General features: G+C 52.7%; 18 protein-coding genes. 2 read left to right on the forward strand and 16 right to left on the reverse strand.

Annotation, left to right across the window (positions count from 1 at the left end):
- Positions 1–14: 14 nt before the first annotated feature.
- The 16 genes from H8S18_RS08690 to H8S18_RS08765 all read right to left on the reverse strand — a co-directional run bounded on the left by H8S18_RS08690 (position 15) and on the right by H8S18_RS08765 (position 13,333).
- Entirely contained in the window at positions 15–875 is an 861-nt protein-coding gene (locus H8S18_RS08690; RefSeq protein ID WP_186857919.1) for a ParB/RepB/Spo0J family partition protein, read from the reverse strand.
- 13 nt (positions 876–888) lie between these two features.
- The gene (locus H8S18_RS08695; protein ID WP_186857920.1) at positions 889–1,656 is read right to left on the reverse strand and encodes a ParA family protein; all 768 of its coding nucleotides are present in this window, start codon (positions 1,654–1,656) and stop codon (positions 889–891) included.
- A 318-nt stretch (positions 1,657–1,974) separates the two neighbouring features.
- Positions 1,975–2,367, reverse strand: a complete 393-nt coding sequence (locus H8S18_RS08700; protein ID WP_186857921.1) for a hypothetical protein — start codon at positions 2,365–2,367, stop codon at positions 1,975–1,977.
- A gap of 131 nt (positions 2,368–2,498) precedes the next feature.
- Complete coding sequence (locus tag H8S18_RS08705) at positions 2,499–3,143, reverse strand: MmcQ/YjbR family DNA-binding protein (RefSeq protein WP_207721719.1); 645 nt, start codon at positions 3,141–3,143, stop codon at positions 2,499–2,501.
- A gap of 83 nt (positions 3,144–3,226) precedes the next feature.
- Positions 3,227–3,925, reverse strand: a complete 699-nt coding sequence (gene rsmG / locus H8S18_RS08710) for a 16S rRNA (guanine(527)-N(7))-methyltransferase RsmG (protein ID WP_186857923.1) — start codon at positions 3,923–3,925, stop codon at positions 3,227–3,229.
- Positions 3,926–3,933: 8 nt separating this feature from the next.
- Positions 3,934–4,524 (reverse strand): DUF1349 domain-containing protein, encoded by a 591-nt coding sequence (locus H8S18_RS08715; protein WP_186857924.1) that lies wholly within the window; start codon positions 4,522–4,524, stop codon positions 3,934–3,936.
- A gap of 85 nt (positions 4,525–4,609) precedes the next feature.
- The gene (locus H8S18_RS08720) at positions 4,610–5,146 is read right to left on the reverse strand and encodes a GNAT family N-acetyltransferase (protein ID WP_186857925.1); all 537 of its coding nucleotides are present in this window, start codon (positions 5,144–5,146) and stop codon (positions 4,610–4,612) included.
- 591 nt (positions 5,147–5,737) lie between these two features.
- On the reverse strand, positions 5,738–6,418 hold the full coding sequence (locus tag H8S18_RS08725; RefSeq protein WP_186857926.1) for a hypothetical protein: 681 nt from the start codon (positions 6,416–6,418) through the stop codon (positions 5,738–5,740).
- Positions 6,419–6,505: 87 nt separating this feature from the next.
- The gene (gene mnmG / locus H8S18_RS08730) at positions 6,506–8,392 is read right to left on the reverse strand and encodes a tRNA uridine-5-carboxymethylaminomethyl(34) synthesis enzyme MnmG (RefSeq protein ID WP_186857927.1); all 1,887 of its coding nucleotides are present in this window, start codon (positions 8,390–8,392) and stop codon (positions 6,506–6,508) included.
- Positions 8,393–8,876: 484 nt separating this feature from the next.
- On the reverse strand, positions 8,877–10,232 hold the full coding sequence (gene mnmE, locus H8S18_RS08735; RefSeq protein WP_186857928.1) for a tRNA uridine-5-carboxymethylaminomethyl(34) synthesis GTPase MnmE: 1,356 nt from the start codon (positions 10,230–10,232) through the stop codon (positions 8,877–8,879).
- Between the two features lie 179 nt (positions 10,233–10,411).
- Complete coding sequence (gene jag / locus H8S18_RS08740) at positions 10,412–11,047, reverse strand: RNA-binding cell elongation regulator Jag/EloR (protein WP_186857929.1); 636 nt, start codon at positions 11,045–11,047, stop codon at positions 10,412–10,414.
- A gap of 17 nt (positions 11,048–11,064) precedes the next feature.
- Positions 11,065–12,066: a YidC/Oxa1 family membrane protein insertase gene (locus H8S18_RS08745; RefSeq protein WP_186857930.1), complete on the reverse strand. Its 1,002-nt coding sequence runs from the start codon at positions 12,064–12,066 to the stop codon at positions 11,065–11,067.
- Between the two features lie 235 nt (positions 12,067–12,301).
- Complete coding sequence (gene yidD, locus H8S18_RS08750; RefSeq protein WP_186857931.1) at positions 12,302–12,511, reverse strand: membrane protein insertion efficiency factor YidD; 210 nt, start codon at positions 12,509–12,511, stop codon at positions 12,302–12,304.
- Positions 12,512–12,557: 46 nt separating this feature from the next.
- Positions 12,558–12,893 (reverse strand): ribonuclease P protein component, encoded by a 336-nt coding sequence (gene rnpA / locus H8S18_RS08755; RefSeq protein WP_186857932.1) that lies wholly within the window; start codon positions 12,891–12,893, stop codon positions 12,558–12,560.
- Between the two features lie 6 nt (positions 12,894–12,899).
- Positions 12,900–13,034, reverse strand: coding sequence for a 50S ribosomal protein L34 (gene rpmH, locus H8S18_RS08760; protein ID WP_046443427.1), 135 nt, complete (start codon positions 13,032–13,034; stop codon positions 12,900–12,902).
- 122 nt (positions 13,035–13,156) lie between these two features.
- Entirely contained in the window at positions 13,157–13,333 is a 177-nt protein-coding gene (locus tag H8S18_RS08765) for a hypothetical protein (RefSeq protein ID WP_186857933.1), read from the reverse strand.
- A gap of 186 nt (positions 13,334–13,519) precedes the next feature.
- Between H8S18_RS08765 and dnaA the strand changes: the two genes are divergently transcribed.
- Entirely contained in the window at positions 13,520–14,920 is a 1,401-nt protein-coding gene (gene dnaA, locus H8S18_RS08770) for a chromosomal replication initiator protein DnaA (RefSeq protein WP_186857934.1), read from the forward strand.
- A 222-nt stretch (positions 14,921–15,142) separates the two neighbouring features.
- On the forward strand, positions 15,143–16,243 hold the full coding sequence (gene dnaN, locus H8S18_RS08775; protein WP_186857935.1) for a DNA polymerase III subunit beta: 1,101 nt from the start codon (positions 15,143–15,145) through the stop codon (positions 16,241–16,243).
- The last annotated feature ends 107 nt before the right edge of the window (positions 16,244–16,350 follow it).

Raw genomic sequence — 16,350 nt, forward strand, 5'->3', positions numbered from 1 at the left:
CGGAAACCGGTTTTCTATTCCATCTTCTTCAGGAACTCGTACAGCTCTTCGAGCTGCTGCGCGGTATAATATTCGATGGAAATCCGCCCTTTTGCCAGCGAGCCCTTGATTTGCACTTTGGTCGCAAGTGCGCGGGAAAGCTCGTCCTGCGCTTCGGCAAGCTCCACCGGCACGGCTTTTTTCGTTTTCTGTACCTTTTTCACGGGCGCGGCGGGCTTAAGCCATTCCTTCACCATCGCTTCCGCCTCGCGCACCGAAAGGTCGCCTTCCACGATATAGTTTGCGGCTTCGCCGATCTTCTTGCTATCTTCGAGCGGCAGCAGGCAGCGCGCGTGCCCGGCGGACAGTTTCCCCCCCGTCACCAGTTTTTTAACCGGCTCCGGCAGGGCCAGCAGGCGCAAAAGGTTGGCGATTGCGCTGCGGCTTTTGCCCACGCGCTTTGAAACTTCATCCTGCGTTAAGCTGTAATCCGTCATCAATTGTTGAAGCGCGGCGGCCTGTTCCAGGGGGTTAAGGTCTTCGCGCTGGATGTTCTCGATCAGTGAAAGTTCGAGAATCTCGCGTTTTTCAAGCTGCTTTACGATTACCGGAACCTTGGAAAGCCCCGCCATCCTGGCCGCGCGGAACCGCCGTTCCCCCGCGATGATGGTGTAGCGCCCCTCGTTTTTATAGACAATGATCGGCTGCATGATGCCATGCACCTTAATGGACTGTGCCAGCTCCTTCAGCTTCGCCTCGTCAAACTTTTTCCTCGGCTGGTTTGTGTCATTGTCCAGCAGGAAAATATCAATTTCATTGACCCCTTCTTTTTCCGCCGCCCCGGCTTGTGCATCCGCCATCAGCGCCCCTAGGCCTTTTCCGAGTCCTCTTTTCATTTCCGTGCCTTTCCTACTTCATATCGTTGGTTAAAAATTCCACCGCCAGCTCGTTATACGCCTCCGTACCGAGGCACTTGCCATCGTATAAAAGGATGGGCAGGCCGTAGCTCGGCGCTTCCCCCAGGCGCACATTGCGCGGGATCACCGTTTCATATACCTTGTTTTTAAAGAATTTTCGCACTTCCTCCACCACTTGCAGCGAGAGGTTGGTGCGTCCATCGAACATCGTCAGCACCACGCCCTCCACCTCGAGCGCAGGGTTGAGGCTTTGGCGCACGAGCTTCACCGTGCTCATCAGTTGAGTAAGCCCTTCCAGCGCGTAATATTCGCACTGGATGGGCACGAGGATTTTATCCGCCGCCGTCAGCGCGTTGAGCGTAATCAGCCCAAGGGAAGGCGGGCAATCCATAAAAATATAATCGTACAAACCTTTTATGTCCTCGAGCGCGCGTTTTAAGATCGTTTCGCGCGCCATCATGGAGACAAGCTCCACCTCCGCGCCGACAAGGTCGATATTCGCGGGCATCAGGTCCAGCGTTTGCATCATCGTCGGGCGGATCGCCTCCACCGCCGATACGCCGCCTACCAGCACGTCGTACGACGATTTTTTTAACCCCGTGCGTTCCACGCCAAGGCCGCTTGTGCTGTTGCCCTGCGGGTCAATGTCAATGAGCAGCACGCGTTTTCCCTTATTCGCAATACATGCGCTTAAATTGATGGCCGTCGTCGTCTTGCCGACGCCGCCCTTTTGATTTGCAATCGCAATGGTTTTGCCCAAAATAGTTCACTCCCTGTTTGGAAAACAGCGCAGCTACGGATGCGCCGGCCTGCTCCGGCGGCTGTGGAACGTGTGCATTCCCGCCGTTTACCAACGTTTCTTTTCTTTTGGCGAAGGGGCGGACCCTTGCGGATGCGCGCTGCCGTTCGCCCGGGCAAACCTCCTTGCGGCAGGTTTACCTGTCCCCGTAATATTATATCGGAAAAAGGCGCGGTTGAAAAGTTTTGTTTGCGCCTGCTTGTATATGAGAAAACACAGCGGTACAACATGTTGTACCGCTGCGCGGTTTCCAGACTCTTTTCTGTCTAAATCTTGGCTTTATGTCTTTTTGATAAATTTATTTCCACATTGCGGGCAGGTAATGCTGATTTTTCCTTTTCCCCTGGGAACGCGCAGCTTCTTCCCGCATTTCGTACATGTATAGTAGCGGTGGGTCTTGCTGTCCTTCACGCGGTTTTTAAGGTTCCACCACCATGTGCGCACCGCGCCCCATTTGCGCAGCCACGCATAGTTTTCGGCCTGCCGCTTTTCAACCTGCCGGGAAAACATGCGGTAGACCGCAAAGACCAGCGGCACCCAGCTCAGCAGGCTGATATACGGAACGGGGACGAACAGGAACACCACGCATAAAATAATGGACAGGATAATCAGGAACATTCCAAACTGGTCGCCCCCATACCGCCCCATCATAAATTTTCTAAAGCCATTCATTTCATATGCCTTCTTTTTTCTGGATTTTCGTCTAGTTTACCACCGTAATATGAACTCATTGTAACCAAAAACAGGCTGTTTTGCGCCCCTTATTGAATAAATTTTCTTTTCCTTTGGAAACGCCGCCTGCACTATTTCGCAGCCAGCCGGTAGCTCTCGTCGATCCGGCGGAAAATTTCTTCCGCGGGAACCATGCCGTTGAGCCGGATCGTGAGCCAATGCTTTTTGTTCATATGGTAGCCGGGAAAATACCGTTCGCCGTCCACGAGGGCTGCAAGCTCCTCCGGATCCGCCCGCAGGTCGATAATCTCCGCCGTTTCGCCTGAGGCAAGGCCCAGCTTCCGTTCGGGAACGGTGAGCAGGGCGCCGTACCACTTCCGGGTATCTTCCCTGCGCCACACGGCGTTTCCCGGGAAGCGTTTCCACAGAAATTCCAGCTCGCCGCCGTAAGCCGCCCGCACATAGGAAATCACTTCCCGCGCGCAGGCGCTTTTGAATACATCCGGGTCAAAGCACCTTTCCGCGATTTCCGTGAGGAGCGCTTCATACTCCGTCCGTACCATGCCCACAAACGCCCCGGCTGCCCCGGATGTACGGTGCAGCACGTATTCTTCGCCGGTCGCCGGGTCAATCACCCGCGCGCGGATATCCCCGCCGCCCGTAATGGTTACGGTCATTTGCAGCTGTCCTTCGGCAATGCGGGCCCCGTAGGTATATGTGCCGCCGTTTTCGGCAAACCCGAATTCCCGCAGCTTCGCAATATTTGGTTTTTTCATGGCAAACGGCGCTTCCTGCATAGTTCTCCTTCCGCCGCAGTCCGGCAAAAACAGTTTGGGCGTTCCCCGGCCGTGCGGCACGCTTACAGCGGGGTTTTTACAATCTGCGCATACCGGCGCGGATATTTCGGAGAAAGCATGCCCGTTTTCCGGAACACCAGCACATGATGGGCATACCCTTCGCACGGCAGTTTTATTATATCCGCAAGCTCGAGGTTGAGCGTTTCCGCCGCATTTTGCGCTTCCGCAAGCTCCCTTTCATATTCGCCTTTGTAGGCCAGGAACAGGCCGCCCTGCCGCACAAGGGGCGCGCACAATTCCGCAAGGACGCGCAACTGTGCAACGGCGCGGGAAACGCACACGTCAAAACTTTCCCGCCGCGGTCCGCGGGCAAGCTCTTCCGCGCGGGTGCACAATACCTCCACATCGATTTCCGCGGCTTTGCTGCCGCGCTCGATAAACGCGCATTTTTTTCCGGCAGATTCCACCGCCGTTGCACGGATATCCCCACGCATAATTTTCAGCGGCACGATGGGAAAGCCCGCGCCGCTTCCAACATCGGCCACCGCCGCCCCTTCGGGAATTACGGCCTGCGGCGCAACGCTGTCGAAAAAATGCCGGAGCGCCGCGTCTTTTGGCGCTGTGATTGCGGTCAGGTTATGCATTCGGTTTACGGCTACAAGTTCCTCGTAATACGCTTCCATCTGCGAGAGCCGGCGCTTTGCCGGCTCCAGTCCATTTTCTGTAAACAGCGCCGTTAGTTCCTGCGTAAATTCCGACATATGTTCTCTCATTCTCCCTTATACGGCTTCCATGCCGGGGGCGTGAAGGCCGCTTGTTCAAACTCCGCTTTCATTCCGTCGCCCGTCGGGCAGCAGGCAAATACGCCGATGCGTACCGCCGCGTTTTTGCAGCGTAGGTGGAAAATACGCATCTGCCTGTATTCCTTCCCATCCCGCGACGCCTCGAATAAAAAGCTGTCTTTCAGCTTGCTTACGCGGTAATGCATCGCGTTGACGTCCCCCGGGATATCCATCGTCGCCCAATCGGAATAACCACCCGTAGTAACGACGCTTCCCAGTTTTTGGCCCGTCTCGTTTTCATATTCCATGCAGACCTTCGCCCAGTTTTTCTCATCCAGGTAAACAAGGATTCCGCACTGGTCGTACAGGCTGCTTCCGTCGCGTACCGCCCGTACTGAAAACGAGCATTCTTCGTCCGCTTCCACCGTAAGCGCGTGCCCGGTATTCCTCGCGAAATTATAATAGGTATTTTGCCAGAAGTCTGTCCCCGGTTCCGCGTGGATTACGATCCTCTTGTCCGTTACCGTTGCCTGATGGGGCATATTAAGCCACTTTGCTGTTCTTCCTGCCAGATGCATGTTAATGTCTCCTCCTGTTTTCTCTGCCTATTGCGCCGTTTCTCCGCGGAAGCGGCGGTTTTCCTTGCCTATGTGCAGGGGTGGTTCAGCCGCCCTGCCTTTTTTCTATCACATAAATATCATGCGGCTCCTTTTTCCCGTGGTGAATCCGGTCGTATGTCGCCACATACTTCATACCGATTTTCTGGGCGACAGCGCGCGAACTTGCATTATTTGTGCGCATTTGCGAAATTACCCGTCCTGTGCCGATTACGTCAAACGCATGGCGTACACACCCGCGGGCGCCCTCCGCCGCGTAACCCATTCCCCAGAATTTTTTATTTACAATATAGCCGATCTCCCAGCACGCTTCTCCGTTGATGTCTTCATTATAAATCAGGCCGATCGCGCCTATGTTTTCCCCTGTCTTCCTGTCGTCCGCACAAAGCCAGCTATATCCGTATTGCGCATAGCGCCCAAGGTTTTTTTCCAGCCATTCCGTTACTTCGTCCTCCGAAAACCCGTGCTCCCACGCGTACATAACCTCCGGGTCGCGGAGGAATACATTCACTGTTTCCCTGTCTTCCATTGTAAACCGGCGAAAAGCCATCCGCTCCGTTTCAAAAAGGATCGCTTCGTTCATCTGTTCTTCCTTTCCGCATCTGCTTTTATAAGAAGCCGCCGCACAATATCTGTCAAAATCAGTATATCCATATCGCGCGGCAAAATCAAATTAAAAAGGGAAGTGTTTCACGTGAAACACGTCGGAGCACGCCCTTTTGCTTCGCTTCCGCCTTGCGGCGAAAGCTTGCTCCTTGGGCGGCTCCTCCTTTACCCCAAACGACTCGCTTCGCTCAAGTCGTTCAGGGACCCCAGTTTATCATGAGCAAAGTCGGCTCTGTTCCGTTTCCCGCGTCGTCCTGTTCTGCTTCTTGCGTATCTTTCGGACGGCGCTCTACCCTTTTCGCCCGTTTTACCGCAAGCGGCAAAAATAGCCTTTCGGACGGCCGCTTCTTTGCCCCACAAAACTCATAGCTCTGCATACCTTCCGTTTGTCAATCGCCTACGGCTCCTGGAACGTCAGGCATCGCTTTGCTCATTCTCCCAAGGGGCCTTCTCTTCCGCCCGCGATGAAATTTACCCTGCGTGATTTTGCGGTCTTTTTCGCGCGCTTCGCCGCGCTCCTTCTCTATTCACGATTACTTATTCCTTATTATCCATTCTTTATCCCCTGTCATTTCACCGCGCCGCAACCGGAACACCGGTAGCCTGTTACCACCGTTTCGTTCCACGCGTCCTTTACAAGCACCTGTTCGTCGTAAGCCGCCCGAACGACCGCGCTTTTTACGGCCGTTCCTCCATTTTCCCCATTTGCAACATGTTGTTTAAGATGATCGCGTCCCGGATTCTCCTCTCCGCAATCTAAACAAACCACAATATTCTCCATCACCGCGTCGTGATGCACCATCTCGTATTCCGCCTCATGATGTACGGTCTGCGTCTGCTCTACCCAGTCGTGCGTGTGCGCCGCCTCTCCGGTACTTCCACCACCGCCGCCCGCAAGCGTGTTCGGATTTGAAACTGTCTTTTCAGTTCCGCTGTCCGGGCTTCCCGAACCGGAACCGACCGATCCCGTTCTGCCCGCTTCCTCCCCTTCTTCTGCCGTCTCTCCATTCTGCACCGGCGGGACAGGCCCGGTTGTTTGCGTGGGCGTGGGGCTTGCCTGCGGCTTGCTTACCGTCGTGAAAGGCCGGGCTTCGGCGGACGCCGTTGCCGTTGCTTCGGCACTTGTGGGCGCTTCCTCCTGCGGTTTGCTTCCCCCCGCTAAAACGGCGGCGAGGATTGCCGCGGCCGCCACCGCGAAAATGACCGCCCACAGTACAAATTTTCTTCCCGTCCTTTTTTCCTCTCGCATCTTTCCCGTATTTTTGGCAAACCGATCTGCGCGCCGCACTCCTATCGCCGGAGCAAAGTTGGCTCTGTTCCGTTTCCCGCTTCGTCTCTATTCCTTATTTCCTGCTTTTCCCTGTCCCGCCAGATACACCAGCAACACGGAAATATCTGCCGGCGAGACTCCCGATATTCTTCCGGCTTGGCCGACGGTTTGGGGCCGGATATCGTTCAGCTTCGCGCGCGCCTCAAGGCGCAGGCCGCTGATCTGCTGGTAATCGATATTTTCCGGAATCCGTTTCTTTTCCAGCCCGGCAGCGGCTTCCACCTGTTTTTGCTGTTTTTCGATGTACCCTGCGTATTTGATATTCGTCTCGATCTGGAGCGTGATGTCGTCGTCCTCCTCCAGTATTCCGCCGTCTACCTCTGCAAGGTCGCGGTAGCCGATCCCCGGCCGCGAAAGTATTTCAGCCAGTTTCATGCCTCGTTCCGGCTGTTCCATACCGTGTTTTGCAAAAAATGCATCCACATCGGCTTTTTTCACCGTCACCGTCCCGAGCCTCTTTGTTTCACGTGAAACATGTTCCATTTTATACATATAACGGTCATACCGTTCGTCGGAAACAAGCCCCACATCCCGCCCGATCTGCGTCAAGCGCGTATCCGCATTATCCTGCCGCAGCAGCAGGCGGTATTCTGCCCGCGAGGTCATCATGCGGTAGGGTTCTTTTGTTCCCTTGGTCACGAGGTCGTCGATCAATACGCCCGCGTAGGCTTGATCCCGTCCCAAAACGATGGGCGGCTCCCCGTCCAGGAACCGGCAGGCGTTGACTCCCGCAATGAGGCCCTGCGCGCCCGCTTCCTCATAACCGGAAGTGCCGTTGATCTGTCCGGCGGTGAAGAGCCCCGCCACTTCTTTTGTCTCGAGGGAGGGCCGAAGGCGGGTCGGGTCGATGCAGTCGTATTCGATGGCGTAGGCCGGGCGCACGAAATGTACGTTTTCAAGGCCCGGAACCGTGCGGTAAAGGGCAACCTGTACCTCCACCGGAAGGCTTGACGACATACCCTGAACATAAACTTCGTTTGTATGCAGGCCTTCCGGCTCTAAAAAGAGCTGGTGCCGCCCCTTGTCTGGAAATTTCACCACTTTGTCTTCGATGGACGGGCAATAGCGCGGCCCGATTCCTTCGATCATGCCGCTGTAAAGCGGACTGCGGTGGATATTCTCCCGGATGATTTCATGCGTCTTTTCATTTGTATAGGTAAGAAAGCAGGGAACCTGCTCCCGCTCTATCATTCCGCTTATAAAAGAAAAAGGCACAATTTTTTTATCCCCATACTGCGGCTCTGTTTTGGAAAAATCGATGCTGCGCGCATCCACGCGCGCGGGCGTTCCCGTTTTAAACCGTTGCAGGGAAAAACCGAGGCCCCGCAGGCTCGCGCTCAAATAGTCGGCGGGGAAAAGGCCGCTCGGTCCGGCGCTTTTGGTGTATTCTCCCACAATTACCTTGCCTTTGAGGTAGACGCCCGTCGCAAGGATTACCGCCCGGGCGAAATAGCGCGCGCCCATCGCGCCGCGCACACCGGCCACCCCTTTATCGTCCGTCAAAAGATCTGTCACTTCGTCCTGCACAAGAAGCAAATTGTCCGTATTTTCCAGGATTTCCTTCATATACCGCTGGTACAGCTTTTTATCCTGCTGCGCACGCAGGGAATGAACCGCCGGGCCCTTTTTTGTGTTCAACATCTTGATCTGGATAAACGTAGCGTCCGCCGCAAGGCCCATTTGCCCCCCAAGCGCATCGATCTCACGCACGAGATGCCCCTTCGCCGTGCCGCCGATGGCCGGATTGCACGCCATCAGGGCGATCCCATCCATGTTAATTGTCGTCAGCAGCGTTTTTTTCCCCAGCCGCGCGCAGGCAAGCGCCGCCTCCACGCCCGCATGGCCTGCGCCCACGACAATGATGTCATATGTTCCGCCAGAATAATCCGTCATATTTCTCTTTTTTCTCCTATAGAGGCTTTTTCTTCTCTTTTTTCCTGCCGCAGCGGGGATTCGTTCCATTCGCCCGCTTCTTTGATTCCCGCTGTTCCCCACGCATTGTCTGCCCCTTCGGCTGCATCATTCCAGCGTTCTTCTGGCATATGCCACGGAAAAACAATACCGCACACCTGCTATTCCCGGCTATCCGCAGGATCCGGATAAAGCGGAAGGATCCTCTTCAGGATGCCTGCCCGGCGCCAATGGCAGGGCAGTGGAATATCCCGACACTCTCAAAACAACCCGCTTCGCAAGTGTGCGCCTGAAAACATACCGCGCAAGGAATACAGCCATTCGCTCTGCTGCCGGATGAAGCCGCCAAACGGGAAAGCAGGCAGCAAAGCCCTTATGGCCATGCGGACCCCAGGCACTGCGGCTTTTCCGGGGAACAGGGGCCTTGCGTCATCCTGCCACAAAGAACACATGGCGCATTCCGTCGTCATTTTCCCAAACAAAATTTTGTAAAAATCCTGTCGATAATTTCTTCGCTTACCGTTTTTCCCGTAATCTCGCCCAGACTCGCCCACGCCGCATTGAGATCAATGGTGACACAATCCATATCGATTCCCTGTTTCATTGCGGCGATTGCCTCTCCTATTTCATCTGCCGCGCGCCGGAGCGCAAATACGTGCCGCTCATTTGTAATCAAAACCTCTGCCGCTGTCTTATCCTGCTCTGCATACTCGAGCAGTTTCTGCTTCAATGTATCGATCCCCGCTCCGGTTTTTGCCGAAATTCGCAGCGGAAATACGCCAAATTCCCTTTTTACGTCTTCTTCTGAGAGCCGCTCACACGCATCTAATTTGTTCAAAACGACCAGAAGGTCAGCTTTGCTTTTTTTAAGCGCTCTCATCGCCAAATGGTCTTCTTCGGTAATTTCACCGCTTCCATCGAGCATAAAAATTGCCAATTTACTCTCATTTATTGCATTTTCAGACCGTTTTACACCTTGTGCCTCGATTTCATCGTCTGTACTCCTGATTCCAGCGGTATCCGTCAAATATACCGCAATTCCGCCAAGGTCAAATTCCTGTTCGATGGTGTCCCGCGTCGTGCCCGGAACGTTGGTCACAATCGCCCGGTCCATACCCGTGAGCGCATTCAGGAGGGAAGATTTTCCCACGTTCGGTTTTCCCGCGAGCACAACCCGCAGGCCTTCCTTTGCAATCCGGCCCGCGCGGTAAGTATCCGCCAGCCCGAGAAGCCCAGCCTGCATTTTTTCCAAAATGGGCAGCAACTCCTCCGCAGTCTCTTCCTCCAAATCTTCTTCCGGATATTCCACCACGGCTTCTACCCGGGCGAGCGCATCCGTGAGCATATCCTGGAAAGAGAGCACACGTTTTTTCAGCGTCCCTGCAAGCTGGCCAAGCGAAGCCTTTGCCCCCGCGCGCGAAGAAGCGGAAATAAAATCGCATACCGCCTCGGCCTGCGAAAGATCCATCTTCCCATTCAGGAAGGCCCGCCGGGTAAACTCTCCCGGCTGCGCCGGACGGGCGCCGCACTCCAGCACATAATCGAGCACGCGCCTCACGCCCACCGCGCTTCCGTGGCAGTGAAGCTCCGCCGTGTGTTCCCCCGTATAGGATTTGGGCGCGTAAAACAGCACCGCCATCGCCATATCGAGCAGTTCTCCTTCCCGCCTGATACTCCCATAGACCAGTTGCCCATGTGTAAACGAGTCGCGGGGAAATACCTTTTTCAAAACAGCTTCCGCGTCCGGCCCGCTGATGCGGATTACCGCGACGCCCCCCGTTCCCGGCGGCGTCGCAATCGCGGCTATCGTATCATTCGTCATTCCTATGCTTTCCCGGGGATATGCCCGCAAGCCTGCCGGGGATGCACCCCGGCCAATCCTTATACGCTGCCGCGGGTTTGCGGCAGCGCCCTTTTTTCCCTCCCGGCAAATACATTGCGGCGGGGGTTCAAAAAAACCCGACGGGGTTCCCACCGGGTATTTTCGTTCTTCCTTCTTACTTATGGTTCGCGCCTTTTTCTCCTGATTACTACGCGGCGGTACGGTTCTTCTCCTTCGGAAACCGTCTCCACCCGGGGATTATTTTGCAGTGTCGCGTGCAGGATCCTGCGCTCATACGGGTTCATCGGCTCAAGCGTAATCGGCTTGCCCGTTTTCGCAACCGTATTGGCCAGCCTCTTCGCCAATTTTTCCAGCGTTCGCTCCCTCTTTTCGCGGTAATTTTCCGCATCCAGCATGATTTTTTTATAATCTTCTCGCCCTTTGTTTACCGCAAGCCCCGTAAGGTATTGCAGGGCATCCAGCGTATCGCCGCGGCGCCCGATCAGCACTGCGGTATCCTTGCCTGTAATTTCAATTTTCAGCGCTCTTTCGTCTTCTTCCTTCACCGTGCATTCCGCTTCCACGCCCATACGCGTGAACAAACCCTCCAAAAATGCTTCCGGTTCGCTTTTTGCTTTCTGCTCCTCCTGTTTTTTCGTCAGGTGGACGACAGCACTTTTCCCAAGGCCAAAAATCCCTTTTCCGCCTTCGTGTACAATGTCGATCTCTACTTCGTCAAGAGAAAGCCCCATTTGCTCGAGGCCTTTGAAAATCGCCTCGTCAACGGTCTTTCCTTTTGCTTCCACAAAATCCACTTTTATTTCCTCCTGCTTTAAGAAACAGTAACGTTCTGCTTTTTCGCCTTGGCCTTCTTAACCAAATCCACAATCTTCATTTGGCTGAATGCATACAGGCTCGATACGAACCAATAAAGCGCAAATGCCGTATTGGACGTCGCGCAGATAAACACCGAGAAAATCGGCATCATCCACAGCATCATTTTGTTGGTGCAGCCCTGTGCTTCCTGCTGTTCCTTCGTTTGGGCCGTCGCCGCGGTCATCGCGTTTTGTGCGGCCGCGGGGTTAAATTTTTGCTGCAGGAACAGCGCCACACCCGCAAGCGCCGGAAGAATCAAATAACCGTTCATATTCGTCACGGAATTTGTCGCGGTGTTCCAATAACCGTTCGCTTTCAATATCTCCGTGGCCAGCGCGTTATAGGTATCGGCCGGCACCTGCATAACGCCCGATGAAAAATCAAGCAGCCCCTGGTTGTGCAAAAGCGCAAGCGTCTGCGGCTGAATAAACGTTTGGTTTGACTGTACATAGGAAAGGAAGCTTTCCGCCGACGGCAGGATGCTTGCATTTCCACCGATAAAAGAATCCGGCTGCCAGAAATTGTGTACCCAGAAAAATGGGGTAAGCTGCACTGTTTCGGCCCCGTTTTGCGCCGCATTGAGCATCAGGGCGATTGTCTGTTCACTGGCGATAACGCGCATTGCGCCAAAGAATGCAAACAGGATCGGGAGCTGAATCAGCATTGGCAGGCATCCGAGCATCGGATGGATATGCATCTTGCGGTAGAGCTCCTGCTGCTTTCTTTGCAGCTGCCCCGGATTATTCGCATAACGCTTCTGCAAAGACTGGATTTCCGGCCCGAGCGCCGACATTTTTGCCTGGTTGCCGCGCTGTTTCAAGTCGAGCGGCAGCAGGCAAAGGCGGATCAAAATGGTAAGAACCACGATTCCCAGCGCATAATCCGCGAAAATACTGTGCATTCCCTTCATGCAGATTACAAAGAAATCCGATAAAAAGTTATTGTATAGAAAATCCAAATTTTACATCCTCCTGTCGTCGGAACACGGCTGGTTCGTATCTTTCCGGCTTAAAGCAAATATCCCTGCGCCGCTTTCCTCCGCCTGTCCGCAAAGCCCACGCCGCCTGTTTCGGCCTGCCTTTGCGCTTCCATCTATTTTTTTGCATATGGCGCGCCTGTTTTATACAGCCATCTGCCGCCCAGCGCGCAGCCACGCGCCCGGCAACGGAAAAACACGCCTTTTTCCGTGCTTATTACGGCACCGGGTCGTATCCGCCCTTAAAAAGCGGATTACACCGCAAAATACGCTTGACCGCCAGAAAAGACCCTTTCAGCGCTCCGTATTTTGTCACCGCTTCTACCGCATATTGCGAACAGGTTGGCGTAAACCTGCAGCACGGTCTCGTATAAGGCGAAATCGCTTTTTGGTAAAAGCGGATCATCGCCAGAATGACTTTTTTCATCTCTGCTTCCTCCCACAGTTTTCCTCTGGAAGGCCCGGTTTCCGGGTCATCTTGAAAGGATCCCCGCACGCTGCATTAATTTACGCATTTGCGCGCAGATTTCTTGGAACTCTGCACGCGCAATGCTTTCCCTTGCCACGAAAACAAGGCTGTAATGGCCGCTTAATTCCGGCAAAACGGTGCGGTATGCTTCCTTCATGCGCCGCCGCGCGCGGTTCCGTACGACGCTGTTTCCCACCTTTTTGCTGACGGAAAAACCGACGCGTACGCCGCCATACCTGCTTTTTGCGCAAATAAGGGTCATATCGCGGGATCCTGCGGGTTTTCCCCGCCTGTAAACAAAGTTAAATTCTTTGTTCTTTTTTAACGTGCGTACATCCAACGCTTTTTACGCAGACAGAACTTTCCTGCCTTTTGCACGTCTTCTTTTGAGGACATTCCTGCCGGCTTTCGTTTTCATTCTCTTCATAAAGCCGTGAACGCGGCTGCGTTTCTGTTTTTTCGGTTGATACGTCATTTTCATAGCTACATCTCTCCATTTTCTACATATAATATATTGTTGGCCGCGCCGGCCGGAAGACTCGGACAGCCATGTTTTTTCCGATAAAAAGACGATTATTATTATATAATTTTTGCTGTCAAGTGTCAAGGTAAAAGCCGCTTTAAGGCCCGTCCCCAAAACGGTTCTCTTTGACCCCGTGCCATAGATATTGGGGTCTCCTTCTTTCCTGTGCCCTTTTTCCACATTTTAATAACTATATCTAGTATTTTCCCTTTTTTTCCGCGCTTTCTAAAAACAAAAATACTTTTTTCATCTACCATTCCGGCGCTTCCTGTGGTATAATAAACCTCGCGGAAAGCCTTATTTTATGCACATTTTCGCGCAAATTGTGGATAACTTTGTGGATAATTCCGGACTTATTTTTTAAAAAGGTTTTGACATAGGCTTCCCGCCTGTGCAAAAAGTTATCCACAGAGATCAAATATGGAGCTGGAGTTAAACGGTACATGAGTGTCTTTAATATTTTATGGGAAAAAACGCTGAATTACCTGGAAGAAGACCTTCCAATGTTTCAGTTTAATGTGTGGATCAAGGAACTAAAGCCCGTGCATGAAGAAAACGGCGCTTATTTCTTTGAAGTATCGAGCCCGATGCACAAAAACCTGATGGAAGAAAAATATGCGGAGAAAATCCGCCTTACCATGCAGCTCGCCTATGAGGAGCTTTACGGCGTTCCGGGCGCGGACATCCGCCCGGAATTTATTACGCCCCAGGATTCTTCCAAACTGAATATCAGCCGGAAAAAAGAAGAACCCCAGCCAGCCCGCGAAGTAAAAACAAATTTAAATCCGAACTATACGTTTGATACGTTTGTAGTGGGCGAAGCCAATAAATTCGCCAATGCCGCGGCCCTTGCCGTGGCGCAGGCCCCGGGGCGCGCCTATAATCCGCTGTTTTTATACGGCGGCGTTGGGCTTGGAAAGACGCACCTCATGCACGCGGTGGGCAACCACATCCTGCAGGAGAACCCGGAAGCGGAAATCGTTTATGTCACAAGCGAAACGTTCATGAACGAGCTGATCCGCATGATTCAGCTGACAAACAACAGGGCCAATATCGACCTGCGCGAACAGTTCCGCAGGAAATACCGCAATATTGACGTGCTGCTGATTGACGATATCCAGTTTATCGCGGGCAAAGACGTAGCGCAGGACGAATTTTTCCACACGTTCAACGCGCTGCGGGATATGAATAAACAAATCGTCATTTCATCCGACCGGCCTCCCAAGGAAATGGAAAAGCTGGAAGAACGAATGCGCTGCCGGTTTGAATGGGGCCTCATTGCGGACATCAAAATGCCGGATTATGAAACGCGGGTGGCCATTCTTTTGAAGAAGGTGCAGGCGCTGCGGTCGGTGAATCCCTCCGCGCTTCCCATCCGGGATGATACCCTACATTATATAGCACAGCAAAAAAATTCAAATATCCGTACGCTTGAAGGCGCTCTGCAAAAGGTAATTATGTACGCAGAGCTGCACAAAGACTCCCTTCCTTCAGGGGAAATTGACGCTTCCGTCGCCCAGCGTGCACTGGAAGACTTTTTTGCATCCCCTTCCGTGCGGGCCATTACGCCAAAGGGCGTTATTGATGTGGTGTGCGAATATTTTGATATCCGTGAAGAGGATATCCGCGGCCAGAAACGGAACCGCGAATACGTATTTCCCCGGCAGATTTCTATGTTTGTGCTGCGTGACCTGACGGATAACTCCTATTCCAAAATTGCTGAATTTTTCGGACGGGACCATTCCACCATTATGCACGCGGAAGAAAAAATCAAAAAGCAAATGAAGGAAGATCCTGAACTGAAAAAAGTAGTGGAGGATATCGAGGCGAAAATAAAAGGATAACCTGTGGATAAAAAAAACAGGCGAAAACGGCCGGACTGCTTCATGCACAAAGAGGGCACAATCCATCAACCGTTTTTTCCGGTTTACACCAGAGTTATCCTCCCTTAAAAAAATATAAAATGGCTTTGCTTTAGGGAAAAAAAATGTTTTCCACACAATCCACACCCCCTAATACAGCCATTACTGCCTATCTAATAGAATAAAAACATGGAGGAAAAAGGCATGCAATTTACTTGTGCGAAAGAAGACCTGCTCACAGCCATCGGGACGGTAAACCGTGCGGCTTCTAAGATGCAAAAGACCATACTGGAATGTATTCTGTTTTCCTGCGCGGAAGAGGTCATTACCCTGCGCGCGACAGATATCGCGCTTTCCATCAAAACGGAAATGAACGCGCAAATTGAACAAACGGGGGAAGCGGCCATTCCGGCAAAACTTTTATATGAAATCATCAGCCGTTTTCCGGAAAGCGACGTGACCTTTAAAAGCGTAGGGGAAACTTCAATGGAGATCAGCTGCCTTAATTCGAAGGTGGTGCTCCAGCAAATGAATGCGGATGAATTTCCGGTTTTCCCGGAACTTGAAGATAAGGAGCAGATTAAAATTCCGCAATGTGCTTTGCGCACTATGATTAACCAGACGCTGTTTGCCGCCGCAGTGAATGAAGACAAACCAATCCTTACGGGATTGCTGTTTGATATTGAAAAAGACAGCCTTACGGTTGTGGCGCTGGATGGATACCGTATGGCGGTGCGAAAGCAAACTGCTATTTCGGATATTGAAAAGAAATGCGTGATTCCCGCGCGTACGCTGCGGGAGGTTTCCCGCATTATCTCCGATTCGGAAGAAAATATAAAAATTTCCATCAGCGGCAATATGGCGCTCTTTGAAGCGGGCAATACGGAAATTTATACGAGGCTGCTCGAAGGGGAATATATCAACTACCGGAATCTTTTGCCGGCGGACTGCGCAACCAGCGTGAAAGTGGAAACAAATATGCTCAAAGAAAGCCTTGAACGCGCGTCTATCCTTGCGCGCGAAGGCAACAACAACGTCGTTAAATTTGAAATCAGAGAGAAAAACCTGGAAATTACGTCTAATTCGGAAATGGGCAACATTGACGAACAGATTCCAGTGCTCACGGAAGGAAAAGACCTTAAAATTGCATTCAATGCCAAATACGTGCTGGATGTGTTGAAAAACGTGGAAGAACCGGAGGTGCTCATGCAGTACAATACCGGAGTCAGCCCGTGTGTCGTGAAGCAGGAGAATTCGGATGCGTATGAATACCTGATCCTGCCCGTACAGCTGCGGGAGGAATAAGGGTGTTCCCGCTATAAAAAGAACTGTGCTGGAGGCAAGCAGCGTGCCGTGCAAGCGCTGTTGTTGTGAATTTTTCAGTTGTACCGGAAAAAGGATCAAGCGCCGCA

The organism is Christensenella tenuis, assembly GCF_014287795.1.
GTDB lineage: Bacteria > Bacillota > Clostridia > Christensenellales > Christensenellaceae > Christensenella > Christensenella tenuis.